24 protein-coding genes are annotated in these 21,907 nt (G+C 66.4%); 17 read left to right on the top strand and 7 right to left on the bottom strand.

From position 1 onward, the window contains the following. Positions 1-336 precede the first annotated feature (336 nt). The 4 genes from M2361_RS07460 to M2361_RS07445 are packed head-to-tail and all read left to right on the top strand — an operon-like array spanning position 337 to position 3,061. On the top strand, positions 337-1,230 hold the full coding sequence (locus M2361_RS07460; RefSeq protein WP_259247462.1) for a BON domain-containing protein: 894 nt from the start codon (positions 337-339) through the stop codon (positions 1,228-1,230). 10 nt (positions 1,231-1,240) lie between these two features. After that, the gene (locus M2361_RS07455) at positions 1,241-1,885 is read left to right on the top strand and encodes a UdgX family uracil-DNA binding protein (protein ID WP_259247461.1); all 645 of its coding nucleotides are present in this window, start codon (positions 1,241-1,243) and stop codon (positions 1,883-1,885) included. 18 nt (positions 1,886-1,903) lie between these two features. Next, positions 1,904-2,161: a DUF1488 domain-containing protein gene (locus M2361_RS07450; RefSeq protein ID WP_259247460.1), complete on the top strand. Its 258-nt coding sequence runs from the start codon at positions 1,904-1,906 to the stop codon at positions 2,159-2,161. A gap of 21 nt (positions 2,162-2,182) precedes the next feature. Continuing rightward, the gene (locus M2361_RS07445) at positions 2,183-3,061 is read left to right on the top strand and encodes a symmetrical bis(5'-nucleosyl)-tetraphosphatase (protein WP_259247459.1); all 879 of its coding nucleotides are present in this window, start codon (positions 2,183-2,185) and stop codon (positions 3,059-3,061) included. Here the strand turns inward: M2361_RS07445 and M2361_RS07440 are convergent. Both M2361_RS07440 and M2361_RS07435 read right to left on the bottom strand, forming a co-directional pair. Next, positions 3,058-3,999: a c-type cytochrome gene (locus M2361_RS07440; protein WP_259247458.1), complete on the bottom strand. Its 942-nt coding sequence runs from the start codon at positions 3,997-3,999 to the stop codon at positions 3,058-3,060. The two genes, M2361_RS07445 and M2361_RS07440, sit on opposite strands and share 4 nt — an antisense overlap. Then, complete coding sequence (locus M2361_RS07435) at positions 3,996-4,451, bottom strand: cytochrome c family protein (protein ID WP_259247457.1); 456 nt, start codon at positions 4,449-4,451, stop codon at positions 3,996-3,998. Before M2361_RS07435 ends, M2361_RS07440 begins: the two co-directional genes overlap by 4 nt. A gap of 107 nt (positions 4,452-4,558) precedes the next feature. Here M2361_RS07435 and M2361_RS07430 point away from each other — a divergent pair, with 107 nt between their 5' ends. From M2361_RS07430 to M2361_RS07420, 3 genes are read left to right on the top strand one after another with little or no spacing between them, the layout of a single operon-like run. After that, positions 4,559-5,560, top strand: coding sequence for a c-type cytochrome (locus M2361_RS07430; protein ID WP_259247456.1), 1,002 nt, complete (start codon positions 4,559-4,561; stop codon positions 5,558-5,560). 56 nt (positions 5,561-5,616) lie between these two features. Further along, on the top strand, positions 5,617-8,139 hold the full coding sequence (locus M2361_RS07425; protein ID WP_259249256.1) for a cbb3-type cytochrome c oxidase subunit I: 2,523 nt from the start codon (positions 5,617-5,619) through the stop codon (positions 8,137-8,139). A 13-nt stretch (positions 8,140-8,152) separates the two neighbouring features. Then, entirely contained in the window at positions 8,153-8,524 is a 372-nt protein-coding gene (locus M2361_RS07420; protein ID WP_259247455.1) for a hypothetical protein, read from the top strand. A gap of 27 nt (positions 8,525-8,551) precedes the next feature. Here the strand turns inward: M2361_RS07420 and M2361_RS07415 are convergent, their stop codons facing one another. The 3 genes from M2361_RS07415 to M2361_RS07405 all read right to left on the bottom strand — a co-directional run bounded on the left by M2361_RS07415 (position 8,552) and on the right by M2361_RS07405 (position 10,633). Continuing rightward, on the bottom strand, positions 8,552-9,169 hold the full coding sequence (locus tag M2361_RS07415; protein WP_259247454.1) for a DUF4142 domain-containing protein: 618 nt from the start codon (positions 9,167-9,169) through the stop codon (positions 8,552-8,554). Positions 9,170-9,263: 94 nt separating this feature from the next. After that, positions 9,264-9,803: a DUF421 domain-containing protein gene (locus tag M2361_RS07410; RefSeq protein WP_259247453.1), complete on the bottom strand. Its 540-nt coding sequence runs from the start codon at positions 9,801-9,803 to the stop codon at positions 9,264-9,266. Positions 9,804-9,901: 98 nt separating this feature from the next. Beyond that, a complete protein-coding gene (locus M2361_RS07405) occupies positions 9,902-10,633 on the bottom strand; it encodes a GntR family transcriptional regulator (RefSeq protein WP_100855748.1) in 732 nt (243 codons plus the stop codon). A gap of 215 nt (positions 10,634-10,848) precedes the next feature. On the opposite strand from M2361_RS07405, the gene M2361_RS07400 reads away from it, so the two are divergent. From M2361_RS07400 to M2361_RS07355, 10 genes are all read left to right on the top strand, one after another. Then, positions 10,849-11,745: a fumarylacetoacetate hydrolase family protein gene (locus tag M2361_RS07400; RefSeq protein WP_259247452.1), complete on the top strand. Its 897-nt coding sequence runs from the start codon at positions 10,849-10,851 to the stop codon at positions 11,743-11,745. Then, positions 11,738-12,736 (top strand): ornithine cyclodeaminase family protein, encoded by a 999-nt coding sequence (locus tag M2361_RS07395; protein WP_259247451.1) that lies wholly within the window; start codon positions 11,738-11,740, stop codon positions 12,734-12,736. The genes M2361_RS07400 and M2361_RS07395 overlap by 8 nt, the downstream gene beginning before the upstream one ends. A 73-nt stretch (positions 12,737-12,809) precedes the next feature. Then, positions 12,810-13,910 carry a cupin domain-containing protein gene (locus tag M2361_RS07390; protein ID WP_259247450.1) on the top strand — a complete coding sequence of 367 codons (1,101 nt, stop codon included), beginning with the start codon at positions 12,810-12,812 and terminating at the stop codon, positions 13,908-13,910. A 41-nt stretch (positions 13,911-13,951) separates the two neighbouring features. Beyond that, positions 13,952-14,443, top strand: coding sequence for an aromatic-ring-hydroxylating dioxygenase subunit beta (locus tag M2361_RS07385; RefSeq protein ID WP_050444775.1), 492 nt, complete (start codon positions 13,952-13,954; stop codon positions 14,441-14,443). 20 nt (positions 14,444-14,463) lie between these two features. After that, positions 14,464-15,732, top strand: a complete 1,269-nt coding sequence (locus tag M2361_RS07380) for an aromatic ring-hydroxylating dioxygenase subunit alpha (RefSeq protein ID WP_259247449.1) — start codon at positions 14,464-14,466, stop codon at positions 15,730-15,732. Positions 15,733-15,734: 2 nt separating this feature from the next. Then, positions 15,735-16,055, top strand: a complete 321-nt coding sequence (locus tag M2361_RS07375; protein ID WP_259247448.1) for a non-heme iron oxygenase ferredoxin subunit — start codon at positions 15,735-15,737, stop codon at positions 16,053-16,055. Further along, positions 16,052-17,281: an NAD(P)/FAD-dependent oxidoreductase gene (locus tag M2361_RS07370; RefSeq protein ID WP_259247447.1), complete on the top strand. Its 1,230-nt coding sequence runs from the start codon at positions 16,052-16,054 to the stop codon at positions 17,279-17,281. The genes M2361_RS07375 and M2361_RS07370 overlap by 4 nt, the downstream gene beginning before the upstream one ends. A gap of 16 nt (positions 17,282-17,297) precedes the next feature. After that, complete coding sequence (locus tag M2361_RS07365; RefSeq protein WP_259247446.1) at positions 17,298-17,750, top strand: nuclear transport factor 2 family protein; 453 nt, start codon at positions 17,298-17,300, stop codon at positions 17,748-17,750. Positions 17,751-17,823: 73 nt separating this feature from the next. Further along, entirely contained in the window at positions 17,824-18,624 is an 801-nt protein-coding gene (hpaH, locus tag M2361_RS07360; RefSeq protein ID WP_259247445.1) for a 2-oxo-hept-4-ene-1,7-dioate hydratase, read from the top strand. Between the two features lie 164 nt (positions 18,625-18,788). Next, positions 18,789-19,772, top strand: a complete 984-nt coding sequence (locus M2361_RS07355) for a tripartite tricarboxylate transporter substrate binding protein (RefSeq protein WP_259247444.1) — start codon at positions 18,789-18,791, stop codon at positions 19,770-19,772. Positions 19,773-19,881: 109 nt separating this feature from the next. Here the strand turns inward: M2361_RS07355 and arsH are convergent, their stop codons facing one another. Further along, on the bottom strand, positions 19,882-20,649 hold the full coding sequence (gene arsH / locus M2361_RS07350) for an arsenical resistance protein ArsH (RefSeq protein ID WP_259247443.1): 768 nt from the start codon (positions 20,647-20,649) through the stop codon (positions 19,882-19,884). Positions 20,650-20,673: 24 nt separating this feature from the next. Further along, a complete protein-coding gene (locus tag M2361_RS07345) occupies positions 20,674-21,906 on the bottom strand; it encodes an MFS transporter (protein WP_259247442.1) in 1,233 nt (410 codons plus the stop codon). Position 21,907 lies beyond the last annotated feature (1 nt).

Here is a 21,907-nt window from a genome sequence, read left to right as displayed (position 1 = left end):
GCGGAACCCATCATGCAGCGGTGGCTATGTGGCTAGGTTGCAGAAGAATTGGGGCGTTGCTTGATGGGTTTCGCGCGGATCGCAGCTTTGTTCTTTTTGGCGCTTTGCCGCGCTCCACCCATCCTACGATTCGACGGCCGGCGCAACCTGTTGCGACCCGGCACTTATTACCGCCGTTGTAAGAAGTGCCGGACGTTGTCTGCCGCGCGCGCGTCCATTCGGTTCATGACCCGGCCCCACAGCGGCGGCACACGACTTGCTGCGTATCCGGCAGGCGCCCGCACGGGCCATCACCGGTTCGTGCGAGGCAGGTCCGCTCTACACAGGAGACTCGCAATGAACCGTGACCCCAGGTACTCCCCCCGCTACGACGACGACTTTGAACGTGACCCCGGTGGCGACGCCGGACGGGGCGATCCGCATCGGCAGGCCCATCAACGTGGACGCGCCGGGGGCGACCCGTATCGCGAATCCCATCGCGACCCCTACCGCGACCCCAATCAGAATTCCTCCTATCGCGATGCCGATTTTGAACGGCGCCAGGCCCGCAGCATGGGTGGTCAGGAACCCTGGCACGATCCCGCTCCGTCCTTCGGCTACCAAGGGGAAGGCACCCGTCGCGCATCAGGCATGCGGCAAGGCGAAGATTCCCGCCGCGCGCCCGGTACGCGGGAAACGCGGGGTGACGTGCGCAGCCGCAGCGCCGACCCTGGCCAAAGCAGCTATGGCGGTTTTCGCAATGAAGACCCGTCCTACCAGCGCGAGCAAGTCTACGGCTCGCGCAACCCGTCCTATTCCGGCCCCACGTCCTACGGCGATGAAGAAGGCGGCTACTACGGCGACCGCCCACGCTGGGGCGACGAAACCGGCATGTCATTCGAAACGGCGGAACGCGGCGGCTACAACCGTGGGCCTACCGCGTGGCGCGACCGCGGGTCGTTGCGCACAGACCCCAAGGGCTATACGCGGTCCGACGAGCGCGTGCGTGAAAACGTCTGCGAATACCTGGCACACAGTGGCCTGGACGTGAGCGACGTATCGGTCAGCGTGGCCGACGGCCGGGTAACGCTGGAAGGCACCGCGCCCGACCGCCACACCAAGCACCGCATCGAAGACTGCACCGATGCCTGCGCGGGCGTGCAGGACGTGGATAACCGGATTCGGGTCGCGGGCAAGGGCTCCAGCACGCCGCAGCCTGGCAACACCGCCATCGGCGGCGGCCGGGAATAGCCGGTGCACCATGAGCGCCGCCTCCAAGCCCGCGGACGGCCGTGACGGGGACATCAACCCGGACCAGCGGCCGGTCTCCCTGGATGACTGCCGACGTTGCGGCTTGTGGCGCAACGCCACGCAGGCGGTGGGGGGCGAAGGCGGGCGGCGAGCCACCATCATGCTGGTGGGGGAACAGCCCGGCGACAAAGAAGATCTGGCCGGCCTGCCTTTCGTGGGGCCGGCCGGGGCCCTGCTGGACAAGGCGCTGGCCCAGGCGGGCGTGGACCGCCGCGACGTGTATGTGACCAACGCCGTGAAGCACTTCAAGTGGCAGCTTCGTGGCAAGCGGCGCATGCACAAGTCGCCGGCGCAGGTAGAGATACGGGCGTGCTCGTACTGGCTGGACCGGGAGTTGGACGACGTTGGCCCGCGCGTCATCGTGGCGCTGGGCGCGACTGCCCTGGGAGCCGTCATGCAAGACGCCAAGCAGACATTGAAGGCGGCGATGGGCAAGGTGCTCAAGCGGGGCGATAGCCGCGTGCTGGCCACGTTTCATCCGTCGTTCGCGTTGCGCAGCCCCAGCCATGAAAGCCGCGATGCTGCGTACCAGGCCATTGTGCAGGCCTTGGCGCGCGCCCGGCGCCTGGCCGACAGGCCCGACGCAAACCCTTAAGCAACAGGAGGAATCACCATGAAGTTCACCAAAGCCACCGATGCCCACGCGCAAGGCGATGCCATCATCTTCCAGATGGAAACCGCCGGCGTCACGCGCCAATTCGAGATTTCGGGCGATGTGTTGCGGCGGCGCTTCGGCGCGTCGGACGACTCGGCTACCGAACTGTTGCGCGCATTTGAAAGCGCAGCCGAGGCATTGCAAGACGCCGCGCACCGCGCGCAATGGGTGCCCGCGGATGGCCCCATCATGCTGGGCGAGGGCGATTTCGCCTAGGAAGCAAGGAGTGGGGACACCATGGATCAGCAGCCATTACCGGGCACCCCGTCAATCTGGGCGATTGGCGACGTGCATGGTTGTGTGGATTTCCTGGACGCGCTGCTGGCCCGCCCCGAGATCGCGGACGAACCCGAATGCCGTTTGTGGTTCGTGGGCGACCTGATCAACCGTGGCCCCGCGTCCGCCGCGACGCTGCGCCGCGTCATGGGGCTGGGCGAACGCGCAACCGTGGTGCTGGGTAACCATGACCTGCGGGCGCTGGAGATTGCTGCGGGCAGTGTGCGGCCCGGTCGACGCGACACGCTCAACGATATATTTATGTCGCCCGATGTGGACGAACTGCTGGACTGGCTGCGCGCGCGGTCTTTGATGCATATCGAAGCGGGCCATGTGCTGACGCACGCCGGCATCCACCCTGATTGGGATGCGGCCACGGCCATGTCGCTGGCGGAAGAAGCTCAGCACGCGCTGCGCGGCGACGACTGGCGCCAAACGATGCACGCCTTGCAGGGCGGCTCGCCGCGCGCCTGGAGCCCCAAGCTGCATGGTGAGCAGCGGCTGCGTTTCATCGTGGGCGCATTTACTCGCATGCGGCTGTGCACGCGCGATGGCGCCATGGCGTTGGGCGCCCGCGCCACGCCCGGCCACTGGCCGCAAGGCACCTTGCCCTGGTTCGACGTGCCCGAACGGCGCTGCGCGGACACGCCCATCTTGTTCGGGCATTGGGCCACGCTTGGGCTGCTGGTACGCCGGGACGTTGCCTGCCTGGACACCGGCTGCGTGACGGGCGGCGTGTTGACCGCCTTTCGACTGCGCGACCGCAAGCTGCTGCAAGTGGGGCCGGACGCGCTACCGGCCCAGGCCACGCCGATTGCGAGCTTGGTAGCTAATGCCTAGTCAAAGTTCGACAGCGTCCGCAGGAAGGCGGCGATGTCGCGCGCGTCTTGTTCGCGTAGCCCCAGGGCGGGCATGGCCGAACCGGGCTTGATGCGTTGCGGGTCCATCAACCATTGCCGCATGTTGTCGGGCGTATTGGGCAATACGCCCGCGATGCGTGAACGATCCGCCATGCCCGCCAGCGACGGCCCCACATGGTGGCGCGCGCCGGGTACGCCCGGAATGGCATGACAGGTCACGCATAAATACTGCTGTAGCGCGTCGCGTCCGGCCATGGCGTCACCCACGCGCAGCGGCTCGCTGGGTGTGGGCGGCGGAGTGGGGGCGCTTGGAGCGGCTGCCGGAGCGGATGGTGAGCTGGAAGAGGCGTCGGAAGATGCGGCGGAAGATGCGGCGGAAGATGCGCCGGAAGCGGCGGTGGCCGGCTGCGCCAAGTCGCGGTATTCCTCGGGCGACAACGTCGGCAGCACCCGCATGAAAGCCACCACGTCCCAGATCTGCTCGTCTGTCAGCCGGTACTGCCAGGCGGGCATGCCCGTCATCTTGACGCCGTGCCGGGTGATCCAGAACATCTCGGCGGCGGGGCGTTCGCGGGCGCTGCCCACCAGGGACGCGGGCGCGGGGTTCAGGCCCAGCGCATAAGGCTCCGGCGCCTGCCCGGGGGCGCCATGGCATTGCACGCAATGCGCGCGAAACAAGGCGTCGCCACGCTGGATGCGCGTAGGGCTGTCCAGGTCGCCGGGCACATCGATGTCGGCCGAGCGCACCTTGACCGACCGCGTCAGCGCCACGTCCAGCAAAGCGTGGACCGGCACCGTGTGCGGGCCGGTTGCGCTGACGTCGTACAAACCGAAGTAAATGACGGCCGCGCCCAGCGCCGCGCCGGAAGCGGCCAAGGCGGCGACCAACCACGCGGCGACACGTTTCCAACGGCTCATGATGGCTCCGGTGACTCGGGCAGCGACAGCAGAAAGGCGGCGATGTCCTCGGCCTCGGCTTGGCTCAACCCTACGTTGGGCATGGCGGTGCGCGGATTGATGGCGGGCGGGTCCATCAGCCACCGCACAAGATTGTCAGGGGTGTTGGGCAACAGGCCAGTCAGGTAGGCTTGCCGCCCCACGTTGCCCAGGGGCGGTCCGACGGACGAGGCCGGCCCTCGCACCGTAGGCACGGCGTGGCAGGCCAAGCAACCGTAATCGGATATCCATTGCCTGCCCCGGACGGCGTCGGCCCGCTCGGGCAGGGCGGCTGCCGTCAGGTTTGGCGTGAGCGCCGCCCGCTCGTCCCCACACGCGGCCAGGATCGTCAGCGTGGCGGCGCCAAGCAGCATGAAAGCGGGTCGGGCAGGGGTACGCACGGGTTTCACCTCCAGACCGGTCGAGATCAGCAAGTCTTGTTCCTCGTTCCCGGTTCCTCGCTCCTTACCTCCGGTTCGCTGTCCCTCGTCGACTATTCCCAGCCCCGCACCCCCGGTAGGCCGCCTTTCAGGCACGCCACATGCTGACGGCCGATATGGCCGCCATTCCTTCCTACGCGCTTGCCGCCGCGCTGCCGGCTTCGGCCGACCCGCGCGCGCCTACGCTCCTGCCCGACTCACCAGCGGGCGAGGGCGCAGGCAGCGTGGCCGACATCAACAACGTGCTGTACATCGGCGGTACGGTGATTTTCCTGGCCGTGGCGGCGCTGGTCGGGGTGGCGCTCTTCGGCCCGGTGACGTGGCGGCGGCGCTTGTCGCGTCCGTCGCTGATCGTCGGCGCGGGCATCGCCTTTCCCGTGGTGGCCCTGACCGCATTGCTGGTGTACGTATTGAGCGAGGCGTCCGCGATGGCGCGCGCGGGGGCGACGGCTGCTGTCCGCATCGAAGTCACGGGCGAACTCTGGTGGTGGCGGGTGCGCTACCTGGACGCATCGGGCAACCCCGTGTTTGAAACCGCCAACGACATCCGCATTCCCGCAGGGGAATGGGTGGAATTCGTGCTGAAGTCCGACAACGTCATCCACAGTTTCTGGATACCCGAACTGGGCGGCAAGCTGGACATGATTCCCGGCCACGTCAACCGCCTGCGCGTGCGCGCGCTGGGGGCGGGCAGGTACACCGGCCAGTGCGCGGAATACTGCGGCGCCCAACACGCCAACATGAAGTTCGATGTGCAGGCCATGGCGCCCGACGCCTTCCAGGCCTGGCTGAGCGCGCAAGCACAACCCGCCGCGCCCGCCGGCCCCACGCTGCGCCAGGGCGAGCGTGTATTCCAACAGGCTTGCGCCCAATGCCACACGGTGCGGGGCACGTCCGCGGCCGGCACGCTGGGGCCGGACCTGACGCATGTGGGCAGCCGTTTGTCGTTGGCGGCGGGCGTCTTGCCCAACAATGTCGGCGCGCTGGCCGGCTGGATCGCGGGTAGCCAGCACATCAAGCCCGGCAACCCCATGCCGTCCTTTGACCAACTGCCGGGCGAGGATCTGCGCGCCGTGGCCCACTACTTGGAAAGCCTGAAGTGAGCGACGACGCCCCGCACCCCGCCACCGCCACGCCTGCCTTGCCGCAACAGGGCGCATTGCTGTCGCCCAAGCTGCCCAACCCGGCACCGCGCCCGGACGGGGAGTTCGACGAGCTTGAACGCGTGTGGAAGGCGCCGACCGGCTGGCGCGCGCTGACCGTGGTCAACAACACCTCCATTGGGCTGCTTTACATCGGCACGGCTTTTCTGTTTTTTCTGCTGGCGGGCGTGCTGGCGCTGCTGATGCGCACGCAGCTGGCCGCGCCCGACAGCCACTTGATCGGCCACACGCTTTACAACCAGCTATTCACCATGCACGGCACGGTGATGATGTTTCTGTTCGCCGTGCCGGCGGTCGAAGCGGTCGCGGTGCTGCTGCTGCCCAACATGCTGGGCGCGCGCGACCTGCCGTTTCCCCGGCTGTCCGCCTATGCGTATTGGGCCTATGCCGTGGGCGGGCTGGTGTTCTTTTGCAGCATCTTCGTGGGGCTTGCGCCCGACGGCGGCTGGTTCATGTATCCGCCCCTGACCAGTTCGCAGTTTTCACCCGCCATGAATGCCGACCTGTGGCTGCTGGGCATCGGCTTCATCGAAATATCCGCCATCGCCGGCGCCATCGAGCTTGCGGTCGGCATCCTGCGCACCCGCGCGCCCGGCATGACGCTGGACAAGATGCCGATATTCGCCTGGGTCATGCTGGTGTTCTGCGGCATGGTCATCATCGCGTTTCCCGCCGTCATCGTCGCCACCGCCTTGCTGGAGCTGGAGCGCGCCTTCGACATGCCGTTCTTCATCACCCAGCGCGGCGGCGACCCCTTGCTGTGGCAGCACCTGTTCTGGTTCTTCGGCCACCCCGAGGTCTACATCATCTTCCTGCCCGCGGCCGGCATGGTGTCCATGATGATTCCGGCCATGACGGGCGTGCCGCTGGTGGGGTACCGCCTGGTGGTGATGGCGGTGGTGGGCACCGCGTTCCTGAGCTTTGGCCTGTGGGTCCATCACATGTTCGCCACCGGTATCCCGGCGTTGTCGCTGAGCTTCGCGTCGGCGGCCAGCATGGCGGTGTCCGTGCCCACCGCCATCCAGGTGTTCGCCTGGATCGCCACCATCGCGGCGGCGGTGCGCCTGCGCCCCTTGAAGTCGCCCATGCTGTTCATTCTTGGCTTCTTCTTCATCTTCGTGCTGGGCGGGCTGACCGGCGTGATGGTGGCCGTCATTCCCTTCGACTTGCAGGCGCACGATACCTACTTCATCGTGGCGCACCTGCATTACGTCCTGTTCGGCGGCATGGTGTTCCCATTGTTCGCGGCGTTCTATTACTGGGCGCCCCTGATCAGCAGGCGCGCCTTGTCTGAACGGCTGGGCCGTTGGGCGTTCTGGCTGATGTTCGTGGGCTTTAACGTGACGTTCTTTCCCATGCATTTCACCGGTCTGGCCGGCATGCCCCGGCGCGTCTACACCTATGCCGAAAGCCAGGGTTGGGGGCTGTTGAACATGGTGTCCACAGTGGGCTCTTACCTGATCGCGGCGGGGGTGCTGGTGTTTCTGTGGGACCTGGCGCGCAATTTCCGGCCGGGTAGCGGCCAGGGCGTGGGCAACGTGTGGAACGCGGGCACGCTGGAATGGCTGCCCAACGGGCGCTACGGCTTGCGCAGCATTCCCTTCGTGACCTCGCGCGAACCCCTGTGGGACCAACCCGGGCTGGCGCGCGACGTGGCCGAAGGGCGCTACTTCCTGCCCAATACCCCGGCGGGGCAGCGCTCCACGCTGGTCACCAGCGCCGCGCAAGCGCAGCCCGACTATGTGCTGCCGCTGCCCGGGCCGGGTTGGTCGCCGTTGCTGGCGGCCTTGGGCACGGCGGGCTTTTTCCTGTTGCTGACCTTCAAGATGCATGCGCTGGCAGGCGCTTGCGGGGTGTTGGCCGTGGTGTCGATGTGGCGGTGGCTATGGGACGCGGACACCGGGCCGGACCATCCGCCCGTGGACATCGGGGCGGGGCTGCGGTTGCCCATGTCGTGCCCGGGCATGGGCTCGCATTACGCCTGGGCCATGGTGCTGTTGGTGATCGTCTGCACCAGCATCTTCGGATCGCTGTCCTTCGCGTATCTGTTCTTGTGGACCACATCGCCCGAGGTCTGGCCAAGCGCGGCGGACCTTGCCGCGCCGGGTGGCGCCGCGTTGTCGGCCTGCTTGCTGCTGGGGGCAAGCGCGCTCATCGCCTGCTGCGGCTATTGGCTGCGGCAGGGTCGGCAAGGCCGGGTCAGGGCAGGGATGCTGGTGGGGGTGGGGTTGTTGCTGGCGGCGTCCGCGGTGGAATTGCACGGGCACTGGACAGAAGGCTTGCGACCGCAGGCGTCGGCCTATGCGGCGGCGGTGTACGCAGTCGCGGGCTTGCAGGCTGTGTTTGCATTACTGGCAGGCACGATGGGCGTGTTCACGGTGGCGCGCTCGGTGGCGGGCAGGCTGTCTCATACCCGGCGCGCCTGCTACGACACCACCATGATGATGTGGCACTACACCGTTGCGCAGGGCTTGTTGGGGCTGGGATTGGTGCACGCCTTTCCCCGGCTGGCGGGGTAGCGCCATGAAAGCCATGAACAATACAAAGACCCCAGGCACCAAGACCCCGTTTGGAAGCGATCTCTTGTTCCTGATTGCTGGCCCGACGATCTGGATGGTGCACTTTCTGGCCATCTACATCGTCAACGCCTTGGGCTGCGCGCGGCCACGCTCTGCATTGGCGCTGCCCGCGCTGGGGCTGCCGCTGTCGTCGTGGTTGATACTTGCCGGCACGGTGCTGGCGTTGGCCGTGATGGCCATCGTGACCGCGCGGCAGGCCGGACGGGTCAGGAAGCTGGGGTTGGATACCTTCCACCTCTGGCTGACAGGTGCGCTGTGCTTGCTGTCTGCCTTGGCGGTTATCTGGCAGACCGTGCCGGTCTTTCTGGTGGCGGCCTGCGGCTAGCGCAGGCCGTCCACCCGCTGACTACGCTTACTTCGGCTTGGCGTTCTTCACGCTTTGTTCAAGCGTCTTGGCCATTTGCAGGTGCTGCTGAAGCTTGGGCAAGGTTTCCGTGGCGAACTGCTTCACCTCGGGATCCTTGGCCTCGTTCGATGCTTCCTCGAACAGCTTCACGGCATCCTCATGGGCCGACACGCCGACCCCTTCGGCATAGGCCTCGTCAAACCCTTCGTCGCGCAGGCCCAGCGTCTTCAACTTCGCTTGCTGCATCAAGGACGGGTCCGTGGGTACGTCCACGCCCTTGCTCTTGGCCAGCGCCGCCAATTGTTGGCCCGCCTTGGTGTGGTCGTCGATCATCTGCTGCGCGAACTTCTTTACCTCGGCGTTCTGGGACTTTTCCAGTGCCATCTTGCTGCCTTCGACTTCCATATGCCCGGACTGCGCGGCATTTTCAATAAAGTCGCGGTCGTTGCTGTCCAGCTTGGACTCGGCCGCCATCGGGGCGGCGGGCGTCGTCGGTGCGGAGCCCGTGGCGGGCGCGGCGGGCGTGGAAGGCGTGGCGGGTGCGGTTTGCTGCGCAACGGCAACACTGCCGGCCCCCAGCAGGGACACCGAAAGCAGGGCAGCAGTCAGGGTGCGAGTTTTCATGTATGTCTCCCAAGAATGGCGCGGGGCGCCGTTGATAACACGTGGATAACATTCACCCACGCCACTCCCAGCAATCGCCGTTCCCGCCGCCGGCTTAACACGGGTCGCGGTCCTGCTTTTCTTCCAGGGTGGAGTGGTCAGGCGGGATCTCTTCGCCGACCTTGATGACGCTGAATTCGCCCGTGGATTCCAGGTACGCGCGTTTCACCTTGGCCAGGTTTCCCACGCCCTTCAGCCGCAACTGTTCCATCAATTCTCCACGGCTGATGTGTTCGCTTTTCAGGCCGGACACGATGATGCGGCCGTCTCGGACCAGGCAGATACGTTGCGGCTCCAGAAAGCGCCTCAGCGCTGGAAAGCGATACGTCAGGCGGTCCAGCAGGAAGCTCCAGCCCACAATCGTGGTGACGACGATGATGCCGTCGCCCAGCGAATACGAGTCACCCGACATGGCGTTGCCGGCCGCGTCCGCCACCAATACCAGCACCAGCATGTCTGCGACGCCCAGCGAGCCCAGGTCGCGCCGACCCGACACGCGCAGCAGCGCGTACAGCACCCAGTACATCGTGGTGCCGCGTATGAACATCTCGGCGAACCCGGCCTCCAGCGCGAAAATTTCGGCGATGTCCGGCATCTTGGCAACCTTGGACGGTGCCGCGCATGTGCGGCGTCAGGCCGCACGCAGCAACCGCCGTGCCCAAGTGGTTTCGGTCAGGCCTGGTCGTTTGCTTGCTAGGCGCTGTGATCCGCCAACAGCGGTTGCGCCGAGATCGTGCCGCGCAGCGATTCCAGCAACACGCGCTTGTTCTCGCGGCTGCGGTAAGCGTGCTCGCGCATCAGGTTTTCAGCGCGCACCGCTTCGCGCCGGGTGATGGCGCGCAACAGGTCTTCGTGGTCGGCCTGCGCCCGCAGCACAAAAGGTGTTTCCAAAAGGGAAGGGGTGGACGGCAGCGTCAGCGCCGCGGGCCCGGCCAACGGCGTCTTGTTGTTGTGTTCCAGCGCGGACAGCAGGGCGCGGTTGCCGGCAGCTTCGCACAGAATTTCGTGAAACCGGCGGTTGATCTGGCCCCAGGCGCGCGCGTCCACCGTGGTGTTGGGATCGCGCCGCGCGGGCGCCAACAGCGTGCGTCCTTCTTCCACCGCTTGCGACAGTTGTTCCAGCACCTCGGGCGAGGCGCCGCGTTCGGCCAGCAGCCGCGCCGCCATGCCTTCCAGCACGCCGCGCACATCAACCGCGTCGCCAATTTCATCCACCGTGAACGCCCGCACGCGGAACCCGCGCGACGGCAGGCGTTCCAGCAGGCCTTCTTTTTCGAGCTCGGTCAGCGCAATGCGCAGCGGCGTGCGCGACACGCCCAGGCGCGCCGAAAACTGAAGTTCCACGACCCGCTCTCCGGGTTGCAAAGCGCCCGAAAGCACCATGTCCCGAAGTTCGGAAATCACTTTATCGATCTGTGCGGCCATAGCAGGGCGTCGGCTGAAACGTGTCTGAAAGGGGCTCCAGTGTACCTAGAAAATTGCATGCAATTGGCTAATAAAAAACAGTGCGGGTCTTGCGATTCGTCAAAATTGCATGCAATAATTCGGAAAAACAGCGGTCGGATGGCAAATAAGCCCCCGAATGCATGCAACGGAATCGATGACTGCATGCTTTATGGCCGCATGCACAGGAGACAAGAATGAAGCTCATCAGCTTCTTGGAGGCCGGGCGCAACGCCTGGGGCGTCGTGCGAGACACCGACGTCGTGGTGTTAACCCACGTCTGGCCCGACGTCATTGCCGGCTTGGAAGCGGGCCTGGACGAGATCGCCGGCGCGGCCCGCGCCGATGGCATGCCCTGTAGGCCCTTGGCCGGTCTGCAATGGCTGCCCCCCGTACCCGCGCCGGGAAAGATCCTGTGCGTGGGCTTGAACTACGGTCGACACGTAGCCGAAGCCGGCCGCGCCGAAGCCGGCCGCGCCGAAGCCGGCCGCGACCTGCCGGCGTATCCGTCCATGTTTGTCCGCTTTGCCGACAGCGTGGTGGGCCATCGCGAACCCGTGTGGAAACCGCGCGCATCCGACCGCTTCGACTACGAAGGCGAACTGGCGGTGGTGATCGGCCGGGGCGGGCGCCACATTGCGGCCGAAGACGCACTGTCGCACGTGGCGGGCTACACCTGCATGGCCGAAAACTCCGTGCGCGACTTTCAAAAGCACAACGCGCAGGTCACGCCCGGCAAGAACTTCGAGCGCAGCGGCGCCATCGGCCCCTGGCTGGTCACCGCCGATGAAGTGGGCGACCCGTCCCGCCTGGAAGTCGTGTCGCGCCTGAACGGCGAGCTGATGCAACACGGCCAGGTGTCCGACCTGATCTTTCCCATTCCCGAACTCATCGCCTACATCAGCGCGTTCACGCCGCTGTCGCCGGGCGACATCATCGCCACCGGCACCCCCGAAGGCGTGGGCTCCAGCCGCAAGCCGCCGCGCTTCATGGTGGCCGGCGACACGCTGGAAGTGGACATCCCGGGCGTCGGCACGCTGGTCAATACGGTGGCGGATGAACCCGCCCGCCAACAAGGAGACGCGCATGGCTGATGCGCTGCGGTATCTGACGGAACGGGACGTGGTCTCGGTGCTGAACATCCATCGCGCCATCGACGCGCTGCAATACATGTTGGTGGCGCAGGCGCGCGATGAAGCGCGCAACCTGCCCAAGACGCTGGCCACCTGGGGCGACGGCAGCTCAATGCATGCATTGGGTTCGGTGCAGACGGGGCCGGGCGGCTACGCGGGTTTCAAGACCTGGGTGCACACCAAGGCGGGCGGCGGGTCATTGTTCAGCCTGTTTGATGGGGCAACGGGCACGCTGCGCGCCATTATCGAAGCGCGCGCGCTGGGCATGTTGCGCACGGCGGCGATCAGCGGCGTGGCCACGCGCACGCTGGCGCCGGCCGATGCCACCCACGCCGCGCTGATCGGCACCGGCCCGCAAGCGGTCACGCAACTGGCGGCGCTGGCGGCGGTGCGCCCCTTGCGCCAGGTGCGCGTCTATAGCCCCACACCCGAAAAGCGCCAGGCCTTCGTGGCCAGCGTGGCGGGCAAATATGCCTTTGATATCCAGGCATCCCCCAGTCTGGAGCACGCGCTGGCCGGCGCCGAGATCGTCACGCTGATCACCCGCGCCGTCGAGCCCTTTGTGAACGCGGCCATGCTGGCCGACTGCCGCCACCTGAACGCCGTGGGCGCCATCCTGCCCGCCAAGGCGGAATTTGCGCAAGACGTGTTCAGCCTGGCCGACCGCGTGGTGGTGGACGACCTGGAAAACGCCCGCAAGGGCTCGCGCGAACTGCGCGAACGATACGGATCCGACGGCGCGCCGTGGCAGGGCGTGTCGGTGCTGGGCCAATTGCTGGCGGCCGGCGAATCACGGCCCGACGACGCCCGGCTGACGATCTTCAAGGGCATGGGCATGGGCCTGTCTGACCTGGCGATGGCGCGCGTGGTGTACGAGCACGCACGCGACCACGGGCTGGGGGTGGAGCTGCCGCCACAGACCCGCGAAAACCTGCTGCTGTCGCAGCCCTGATCCCTGACTCCAGACCCCAGATAACCATCAACAAGACATTCGGCCAGCGCGCCGGAAGCAAGAGGAGACAAGCATGTTCGTCGACGTCAGCGGGGCCAGCCCTCGCGAGCAAAACAAATGGCCGTCGATCGTGATCCCGAAAGAGGACATCGATCTGGAAATCGCGCGGCTGATTGACGCGCCCCGGCCCGACAACGGCCGCCGCGCCTCGCTCATCACGCACCCCGAGGCCACCGCGCCCGGGCTGGGGCTGGCGCCGGGAACCGACGTGACCATCAACGTGGTCAACCCCGGCGAACGCACCTACAACCTGCGCAAGAACTCCAACATGCTGGAGATCTGTATCAGCGGCGAAGGCGTGGCCACCGTGGCCGGCCGCGATATCCGCGTGGGGCATTGGGACGTCTGGAACACCCCCGCCATGCAGGTGCATTCGTACCGCAATGACGGTAAGACGCCCTGGGTGCGCTTGTCGTACTCCAACGCGCCCTTGCTGGAAAAGCTGGAAATCCACTACGTGGAAGAGTTTGACGGCGACGTGCCGCCCGCCGACGCCAACACCAAGCCCGTGCCGCCGCGCGCGCCCGACGCCGCGCGATCGCGCGATCTGGCGCTGCGTGAACAGATCACCCCTGAAGGCGCATGGCTGATGGGCTACGAATGGCTGATCGACATTGACGTGCTGGAATCCAAGGCGCTGCACTGGCCCTGGCAGGCGGTGTCGCGCTACCTGCCTACCGTGGAAGACATGGCACGCGGCTACAACGGCCGCCGCCTGTTCGTGCTGTACAACCCGGCCACCGAACGCCGCATCGGCACCACCCACAGCTTCTTCGCCACCATTTCATCGTCGCCGCCCGACAACCACCACGTGCCGCACCGGCACAGCTCGTCGGCCATCAACTATTACCTGCGCGGCAACGGCTACAGCAAGGTCAACGGCGTGCGGCTGGACTGGAAGGCGGGTGACCTGATCCTGTCCGCGCCCGGCTGGGCCATGCATTCGCACCATTCCGGCACCGAAACCACGTCCGCGCTGACGGTGCAAGACCACCCGCTGCAAATCGCCATGGAATCGCTGATCTGGCAGGAGCGCATGCAGGAACCCATCCTGGCGCTGGGCAGCCAGAGCGGCTTTGAAAGCAACCGCGCGCAGTTGGCGGCCGCGACCTGACGCACGCCGCGCCTTCCCCCGAAACACACTCCGGATTCCTCATGACCCTGACCGACCTGACCGACGCCCCGGCCCTGCGCGCGCAACTGCGTGACTTCTACGACGACTACGCCTTTTGCCTGGACGAGGGGCGGCTTGAAGAATGGCCCGACTTCTTCACCGAAGACTGCCACTACCGCGTGCTGTCCCGCGAGAACCACGACGCGGGCCTGCCGCTGGGCCTGATCTATTGCATGAACAAGAACATGGTGCGCGACCGCGTGACCGCGCTGCGCGAAACGACCATGTTCGAACCGCGTTCGCTGCGCCACTTCATCAGCGGCGTGCGCGTGATGGAAGTGCAGGGCGACCACATCGTGTCGCAAGCCAACTTCGCCATCATGGAGTCGCTGTCTGATCGCGAGCCCAGCCTGAACATGGTGGGCCGCTACCTGGACGTGCTGCGCGTCACCCCCGACGGCCTGGCCATCAGCCGCCGCGACTGCGTGTACGACAACTACCGCGTGCGCACGTCGCTGATCGTGCCCATCTGAATTTGCTTGAAGGAAAAGCCATGACCTGTTCCGATTCCGCCGTGCTGGACACGCCCGCCGCGGCCCCCATCCATCTTGAACGCCGCTGGCCCAAAGAGGGCTACACGCGCATCCCCAACTGGGTCTACACCGACCCCGCCATCTTCCAAAAGGAAATGGACGTGTTCTTCGCCGGCCAGACCTGGAACTACGTGGGCCTGGAATGCGAAGTGCCCGAGACCGGCAGCTACAAGCGCAACTGGATCGGCAACCGCCCGGTCATCATGGTGCGCACCGAAACGGGCGACGTGAACGTGCTGGAAAACCGCTGCGCGCATCGCGGCGCGCAAATCTGCTGGCAGAACACCGGCCGCGTCACCGATTTCACCTGCCCGTATCACCAATGGAACTACGACCTGCACGGCAACCTGCAAGGCGTGCCGTTCCGGCGCGGCGCCATGGGCAAGGGCGGCATGCCGCGTGACTTCGACCCCAAGCAGAACGGCATCCGCAAGCTGCGCAGCGTGAACCGGGGCGGCTCCATCTGGGCCACGTTCTCCGAAGACGCGCCCAGCTTTGAAGACTATTGCGGCCCGGAAGTGCTGGCCGAAATTGACCACATGCTGCCGGGCAAGCCGCTCAAGCTGCTGGGCTACAGCCGCCAGTTGATTCCCAGCAACTGGAAGATGTACCTGGAAAACCTGAAAGACCCGTACCACGCCACCTTGCTGCACACCTTCTACATCACCTTCGGGCTGTGGCGCGCGGATTCGAAGTCGGAATGCATTCCCACGGGTGGCGGCGCGCACAGCGTCATGGTGTCGCACAACGAAGGCAAGAAGAAGACCGAGGCCACCACGGAAATGAGCCGGTTCCGCGACGACCTGGAACTGCTGGACCTGGAAACCGTGACCCCGCGCGCCGAGTTCAACCGAGGCCGGGTGGGCGGCGCCTGGGTGTTCCCGGCCGCGCAGTTCGGCATCCAAGCCAATTCCCTGAAAACGCGCCATGTCATTCCGCGCAGCCCGACCGAGCACGAACTGGTCTTTACCTATTACGGCTACGAGGACGACGACGAGGAAATGACCCGGCTGCGCTTGAAGCACGCCAACCTGCTGGGTCCGGCCGGCTTCGTGTCGATGGACGACAGCGAAATGCTGAACCAGGTGCAGATCGGCGTGACCGGTTACCCCGAGGCGCGCGGCATTGTGGAAATGGGCGGGCGCGACACCGAGCCGGCCGACTACATGGTGACCGAGGTGCTGATCCGGTCGTTCTATGACTATTACCGCAAGGCGATGGGGTTGTAATCATGGACACCTGGAAACCCGTTGCCCTGGTGGCGGACATTTCGCCCGACACCGGCACCCTGCGCGTTGTGCATGAAGGCGAGGCCGTCTGCCTGTACAAGCTGCCCGACGACATCTGCGCCACCCAGGACCGCTGCCCGCACGGCAACGCCAGCCTGGCCGATGGCTACCTGGAAGACGGCACCATCGAATGCCCGTTGCACCAGGGCGTTTTCGACATCCGCACCGGCAAGCCACAGTGCCCGCCGGTCACCACCGACCTGCGCCGCTACGAGGTTCGGGTCGAGGCCGACACCATCTACCTGAAGGCAGAAACCGCGTGAACTCGGGCGCGATCGTCATCGTGGGCGCGGGGCAGGCGGGCGGCTGGGCCGCCGCCACCCTGCGCGAACGCGGCTACGCCGGCCGCGTGGTGCTGCTGGGCGACGAGCCACACGCACCCTATGAACGCCCGCCCTTGAGCAAGGCCGTGCTGGGCGGGCACGCGCCCGCCGAAAGCACCGAATTGTTTTCGGCCGAGCGGCTGGCGGCGCTGAACGTGGCGTTCCAGCCCGGCGTGGCCGCCACGCGCTTGCGGCTGGCCGACAAGCAGGTGGACACGTCCGATGGTGCGTCAATCGCCTACGACAAGCTGATTCTGTGCATGGGCGGCCGGCCTATCGTGCCGCCGTTGCCGGGTATCGACCATGCCGGTGTGTACGTGTTGCGCACCCGCGACGACGCGCTGCGCCTGCGCGCCCAGTTGGGGCCGGACAAGCAGGTGCTGATTGTGGGCGGTGGATGGATCGGGCTGGAAGTGGCCGCCACCGCGCGCCAGGCCGGCACCCAGGTCACCGTGCTGGAACAGGCCCAGCGGTTATGCGCCCGCAGCGTGCTGCCTGGCGTGTCCGCGTACCTGGCCGCGCTGCATGCAACAGCCGGCGTGAACCTCATGCTGGGCGCCAGCCTGCTTGCGGTTCATGCGCAAGCAGACGGGCGGCCCGTGGCCGAGCTGGCCGACGGCACGCGCATCGCGGCCCACGCCGTGGTGCTGGGCGTGGGGCTACAAGCCAACGACGCGCTGGCGCGCGAGGCGGGCATAGTCTGCCAGCGCGGTGTGCTGGTCGATGAATATTGCCGCACGTCGGCGCCGGATGTGTACGCCGCCGGTGATGTGGCCGTGTCGATGCATGCCGACGCGGGCGGTGCGGTGCGATTGGAATCGTGGCAAAACGCGCAAGACCAGGGTTCGGCGGCGGCGCTGAGCGCGCTGGGCGAAGCGGCGCCGTATCTGCCCAGCGGCGCGGTCTGGTCCGAGCAGTACGACGCCATGGTGCAGATCGTGGGCTTTCCGGCGCTGGCGGCCAGCGAAGTGCTGCGCCCGCAGGCCGACGCGCGTGCCTTGCTGTCGGTGGCGCTGGACGCCAGCGGCCGCGTCGTGGCCGGCGTGGCGGTCAACGCCGCGCGCGACTTGCGCCAACTGCGGAAATGGATCGCGCAACGCGCGGTGGTGGACCCGGCATTGCTACAGCGGCCAGACGTGCCGCTGGCCAACGCCCAAATCGAATAAGGGAGCGCGACACAACATGGAACATGCTTCAGAGGCCATGCAGGCCATAGAGATCAAGGCCGCTTGCGAAGCGGTGGTCTTGACGTTTTTTCATGCGCTGGACACCCGCCGCCATGACGCCGCCGCCGTGCTGATGGCGCCGGAGGGCGTGTGGATGCGCCAGGGAAAGCGGCTATGCGGCCCGCAAGAAGTGCTGGCCGCGCTGAACGCCCGGGCGGCCGAACGCAGCACTTGCCACGTCATCACCAACCTGCGGCTGGAGGCGGTCGAGCAATCGAGCGACGCTGAGCACACCCCGGCGCGCGCCACGGTCGGCTACTTCCTGACCGCCTACGACAGCGTGCCGCAAGAGCAGGGCGGGGCGCCCCGCCTGGTATCCATCCGCGAATGCCACGACGTGCTTGACGCCACGCCCGACGGTTGGCGGCTGGCCGACAAAAGCAGCCGCCGCCATCTGCCGCCCGAGTGATCGGCAACGCCCGCCGACACAACACTGAAAAGCACAAACAAAGCACAAACAAAGCACCCCCAAGGAGACATCAATGGACGCCACCACCATAAAAACATTGGCGCTGCGGCTGGACGAGGCCGAGCAGCGCCGCACGCAGGTGCGGCAGCTTTCGCTGGACCACCCCGACATCACGATCGCCGACGCCTACGCCATCCAGCGCGCCTGGGTGGCGCACAAGATTGCGTCGGGCCGCCGCCTGGTGGGTCACAAGATTGGCCTGACCTCGCGCGCCATGCAGTTGTCGTCACAGATTGACGAGCCCGACTACGGCGCGCTGCTGGACGACATGCTGTTTGCCGACGGCGCCGAGATCCCGCGTGACCGCTTCATCGTGCCGCGCGTGGAAGTGGAACTGGCCTTCATTCTGGACCGCCCGCTGCAAGGCCCGGGCGTGACGCTCTTCGACGTGCTGGACGCGGTGCGCTACGTGATTCCGGCGCTTGAGATCATCGACGCGCGCTCGCACCAGATCGACCCCGAGTCCAAGCGCCCGCGCAAGGTGTTTGACACCATCGCCGACAACGCCGCCAACGCGGGCGTGGTGATGGGCGGCCGCCCCGTGCGCGTGGGCGACATGGACCTGCGCTGGGTCGGCGCCATGATGTCGCGCAATGCCGTCATCGAGGAAACCGGCCTGGCGGCGGGCGTGCTGAATCACCCCGCCAACGGCGTCGTGTGGCTGGCCAACAAGCTGGCGGAACACGACGTGGCGCTGGAAGCGGGCCAGATCATTCTTAGCGGCTCGTTCACGCGGCCCGTTTTTGCCCAGGCCGGCGACACCTTCCACGTGGACTACGGTTCGCTGGGGTCGGTGAGTTGCCGCTTCGTCTGAGGCATCCGCTCAACACGTCGCACCCAACACGTCCCGCTACACACTTTCTGCTACCCGAAAGGCCAGATCCCACTACAACGCTCGCAAAAAAACACGCGCCCGATAAGCCTAAAACCCACCTAAAACCCAAGCGGGCGCGCACACAATCCCCACAGGAGACAAGCATGAAACTTTCCAAGACCTTGATTTGCCTGGCGGCCACCGCCTGTGCAGCCCTGCCATCCGCCACCGTGCTGGCGCAACAAGCCGCCTGGCCCACCCACGCGATCACGCTCGTGGTGCCCTTCGCGGCGGGCGGCGGCGGCGACACGCTGGCGCGGCTCGTGGCCGAGCCCTTGTCGCGCGAATTGGGCCAATCCATCATCGTGGAAAACCGCCCCGGCGCGGGCGGCAACATCGGCACGTCCATCGCGGCGCGCGCCAATCCGGACGGCTACACGCTGTCATACGGCACCAACGGCACGCAGGCCACCAACCATTGGCTGTATAAATCGCCGGGCTACGCGCCCAGCGACTTCGAGCCGATCTCGCGCTTTACCGTCATCGCCGCGGCCTTGGTCGTGAACGGTACCGACGACCGCTTCAAATCGCTGGACCAACTGCTGGCCTACGCCAAATCGCACCCCGGCGAACTGACCTGCGGCTCGGCGGGCAATGGCACGTCGTCGCATCTGGCCTGTGAATTGCTGAACCAGATGGCGGGCATCAAGGTCATGCACATCCCGTACAAGGGCGGCGGCGCGGCCATGACCGACCTGCTGGGCGGGCGCATTTCGTTCCTGATCGACGTCATGCCCAACGTGTCGGGCCAGATCGCCGCCGGCAAGCTGCGCGCGCTGGCCGTGACCACGCCCGAGCGCGTGGCGTCCAATCCCGACATTCCCACGATGAACGAAGCCGGCGTGAAGGGCTACGAGTTCTTCGCCTGGGACGGCCTGTACGCCCCGAAGGGCACCCCTCCCGAGGTGCTGGAGAAGCTGAACGCCGCCGTCAACAAGGCGCTGCAACGACCCGACGTGAAGAAGACGCTGGAATCGCGCGGCGCCATCCCGTCGCCCACCACGCGCCAAACGCTGAAGGACTTTGGCGCCGAGGAATACACCCGCCTGGGCAAGGTCGTGAAAACCGCGGGCGCGGCGATTGATTAAGGCGTCAGGACCGCGTGGTGCGTAGGGAGGCGGTGGCCTACGGCGCCACCGCCGCGCGTAAGGAAGCGGTGGCCTAGGACGCCACCGCCGCGCGTAAGGAAGCGGTGGCCTAGGACGCCACCGCTTCGTGGTCCATCGCCGCGCGCGCCAGGCGCGCGGCTTCTTCCGCCATGCCCTTGCGTTCGCTGTAGCGATCGGTCAGGTAATCGCTGCGGTCGCGCACCAGCAGGGTGAACTTGATCAGCTCTTCCATCACGTCGACCACGCGGTCGTAGTAGGCAGACGGCTTCATGCGTCCGGCCTCGTCGAATTCCTGAAACGCCTTGGCCACGGACGACTGGTTGGGAATGGTCACCATCCGCATCCATCGGCCCAGCACGCGCAGCGCGTTCACGGCGTTAAAGGATTGCGATCCGCCCGACACCTGCATGACGGCCAGCGTGCGGCCTTGCGTGGGGCGCACGCTGCCGGTTTCCAGGGGCAGCCAATCGATCTGGCTCTTGAATACGCCTGTCAGCGTGCCGTGGCGTTCCGGGCTGCACCAGACTTGCCCTTCGGACCACAGCGACAGCGCGCGCAGTTCCGCCACCTTGGGATGATCGGCGGGTGCGCCATCGGGCAGCGGCAGGCCACGGGGGTCGAAGATGCGGGTTTCCGCGCCCAGCCGGGTCAGGATGCGCGCGGCTTCTTCAGTCAGCAGGCGGCTATACGAGCGCTCGCGCAGGGAACCGTACAGCAGCAGAATGCGCGGCGGATGCGTGGCGCCGCTTTCCAGCGCCAGCTTTTCGTGGCTGGGGACATCCAGCAAGGCTTCGTCCAGGCTGGGCAGGTCCAGGTCTGTAGCGGAAAGATCCGAAGGCGGGGAATACGTCGTCATTGCTGCACTCTCTAATCAAATCATTCAAATCAATTGAAGCCTTGGGCGGCTGATCCAGGCGGCCAGCCAAAAGCCCGCGGCCAGTACAACCGCCACCGCCACGATGGCGGCCAGCACCGTGTCGTAAGAAGACCCGACCGCCCACAAGGCGGCGGCGCCCACCGGCGCGGCGGCTCGGGCAAAGGTCATGGGCACGGTCAGCAAGCCATTGATCGCCCCATAGGCGTGGCGGCTCAGCATTTCGGGTACCACCATGCCGCGCACGATCGTGAAAATGCCATTGGCCGCGCCGTAGACGACGCACACCGCCGCCACGGTCGGGAAATCGGCGCGCAGGAAGGCCAGCGCGCCAAAGGCCAGCGGGAAAATCGTGACGACCGCGGTGCCGACGGCGCGCATCGAGGCCTTTGCCGCGAACAGGCTGATCACGATCCGCCCCGCCACCTGGGCCGGGCCGATCAGCGCAATGGCTTGCACCACCGACACCGTATCGATGCCGCGTTCGCGCAGCAGGGGATACATATGGAAGGTGAAGGCCGAGAACATCGCCGCATAAGCCGTCAAGGACACCAGCAAGGCCCAGAAAACAGGGCGATGCAAGGCGTCCCGAACCGCCAGGCGATTTCGTTCGCGCTCTTCAGCCGGCGTCACGTCGCTGGCGGGCTTGGCGTCACGCGCGGGTGATATGAACAGCAAGTACGCGCTGGCGCAGACAAACACATTGACCGCCGCCAGCGCCATCAACGCTTCGCGCCAGCCCCAATGGTTCAGCAGCCATTGCACCAGCGGAATGAAAACCGTGCTGGCGAACCCGCCCCACAACGTCAGCGCGGTGATGCCGGCGCGTGAATGGCCAGGGCCGACCCGGCGCGCAACAACAGCGAACGCCGGTTCGTACAAGGTGGCGGCCTGCAAGGCCCCGATCCCGCCCACCAGGACGTAGAACGCCCATAGCGACGTCACCTGCGACCACAGCAGCAGCAAGCCGCCGGCCGCCAGGGACGACAGCCCCATCACCCAGCGGCCATACCCCCGGTCCACCGCCACGCCCACGGGATAGGCGGCCAGCGCCGCCAGCATCAGCCCCAGCGTGGCCGCCCCGTAAAGATCGGGCTTGCTCCATCCAAGCTCGGCCCCCATCGCCTCGGCAATCAGGGGAAAGCTGTAGTACAGCGAGCCCCACGAACAGATCTGCCCAATGCCCAGCGCGGTCACCAGACCATGCGCTTTATCGGGGGAGGCAGCTTGCTGGGACATC

Origin of the sequence: Achromobacter sp. JUb104, assembly GCF_024806975.1 — a bacterium.
In the GTDB taxonomy this organism is placed as follows: Bacteria; Pseudomonadota; Gammaproteobacteria; order Burkholderiales; family Burkholderiaceae_B; genus Achromobacter; species Achromobacter spanius.
The sequence above is the reverse complement of the archived record's forward strand: the minus strand, read 5'-3'. Positions and strand labels throughout refer to the sequence as shown.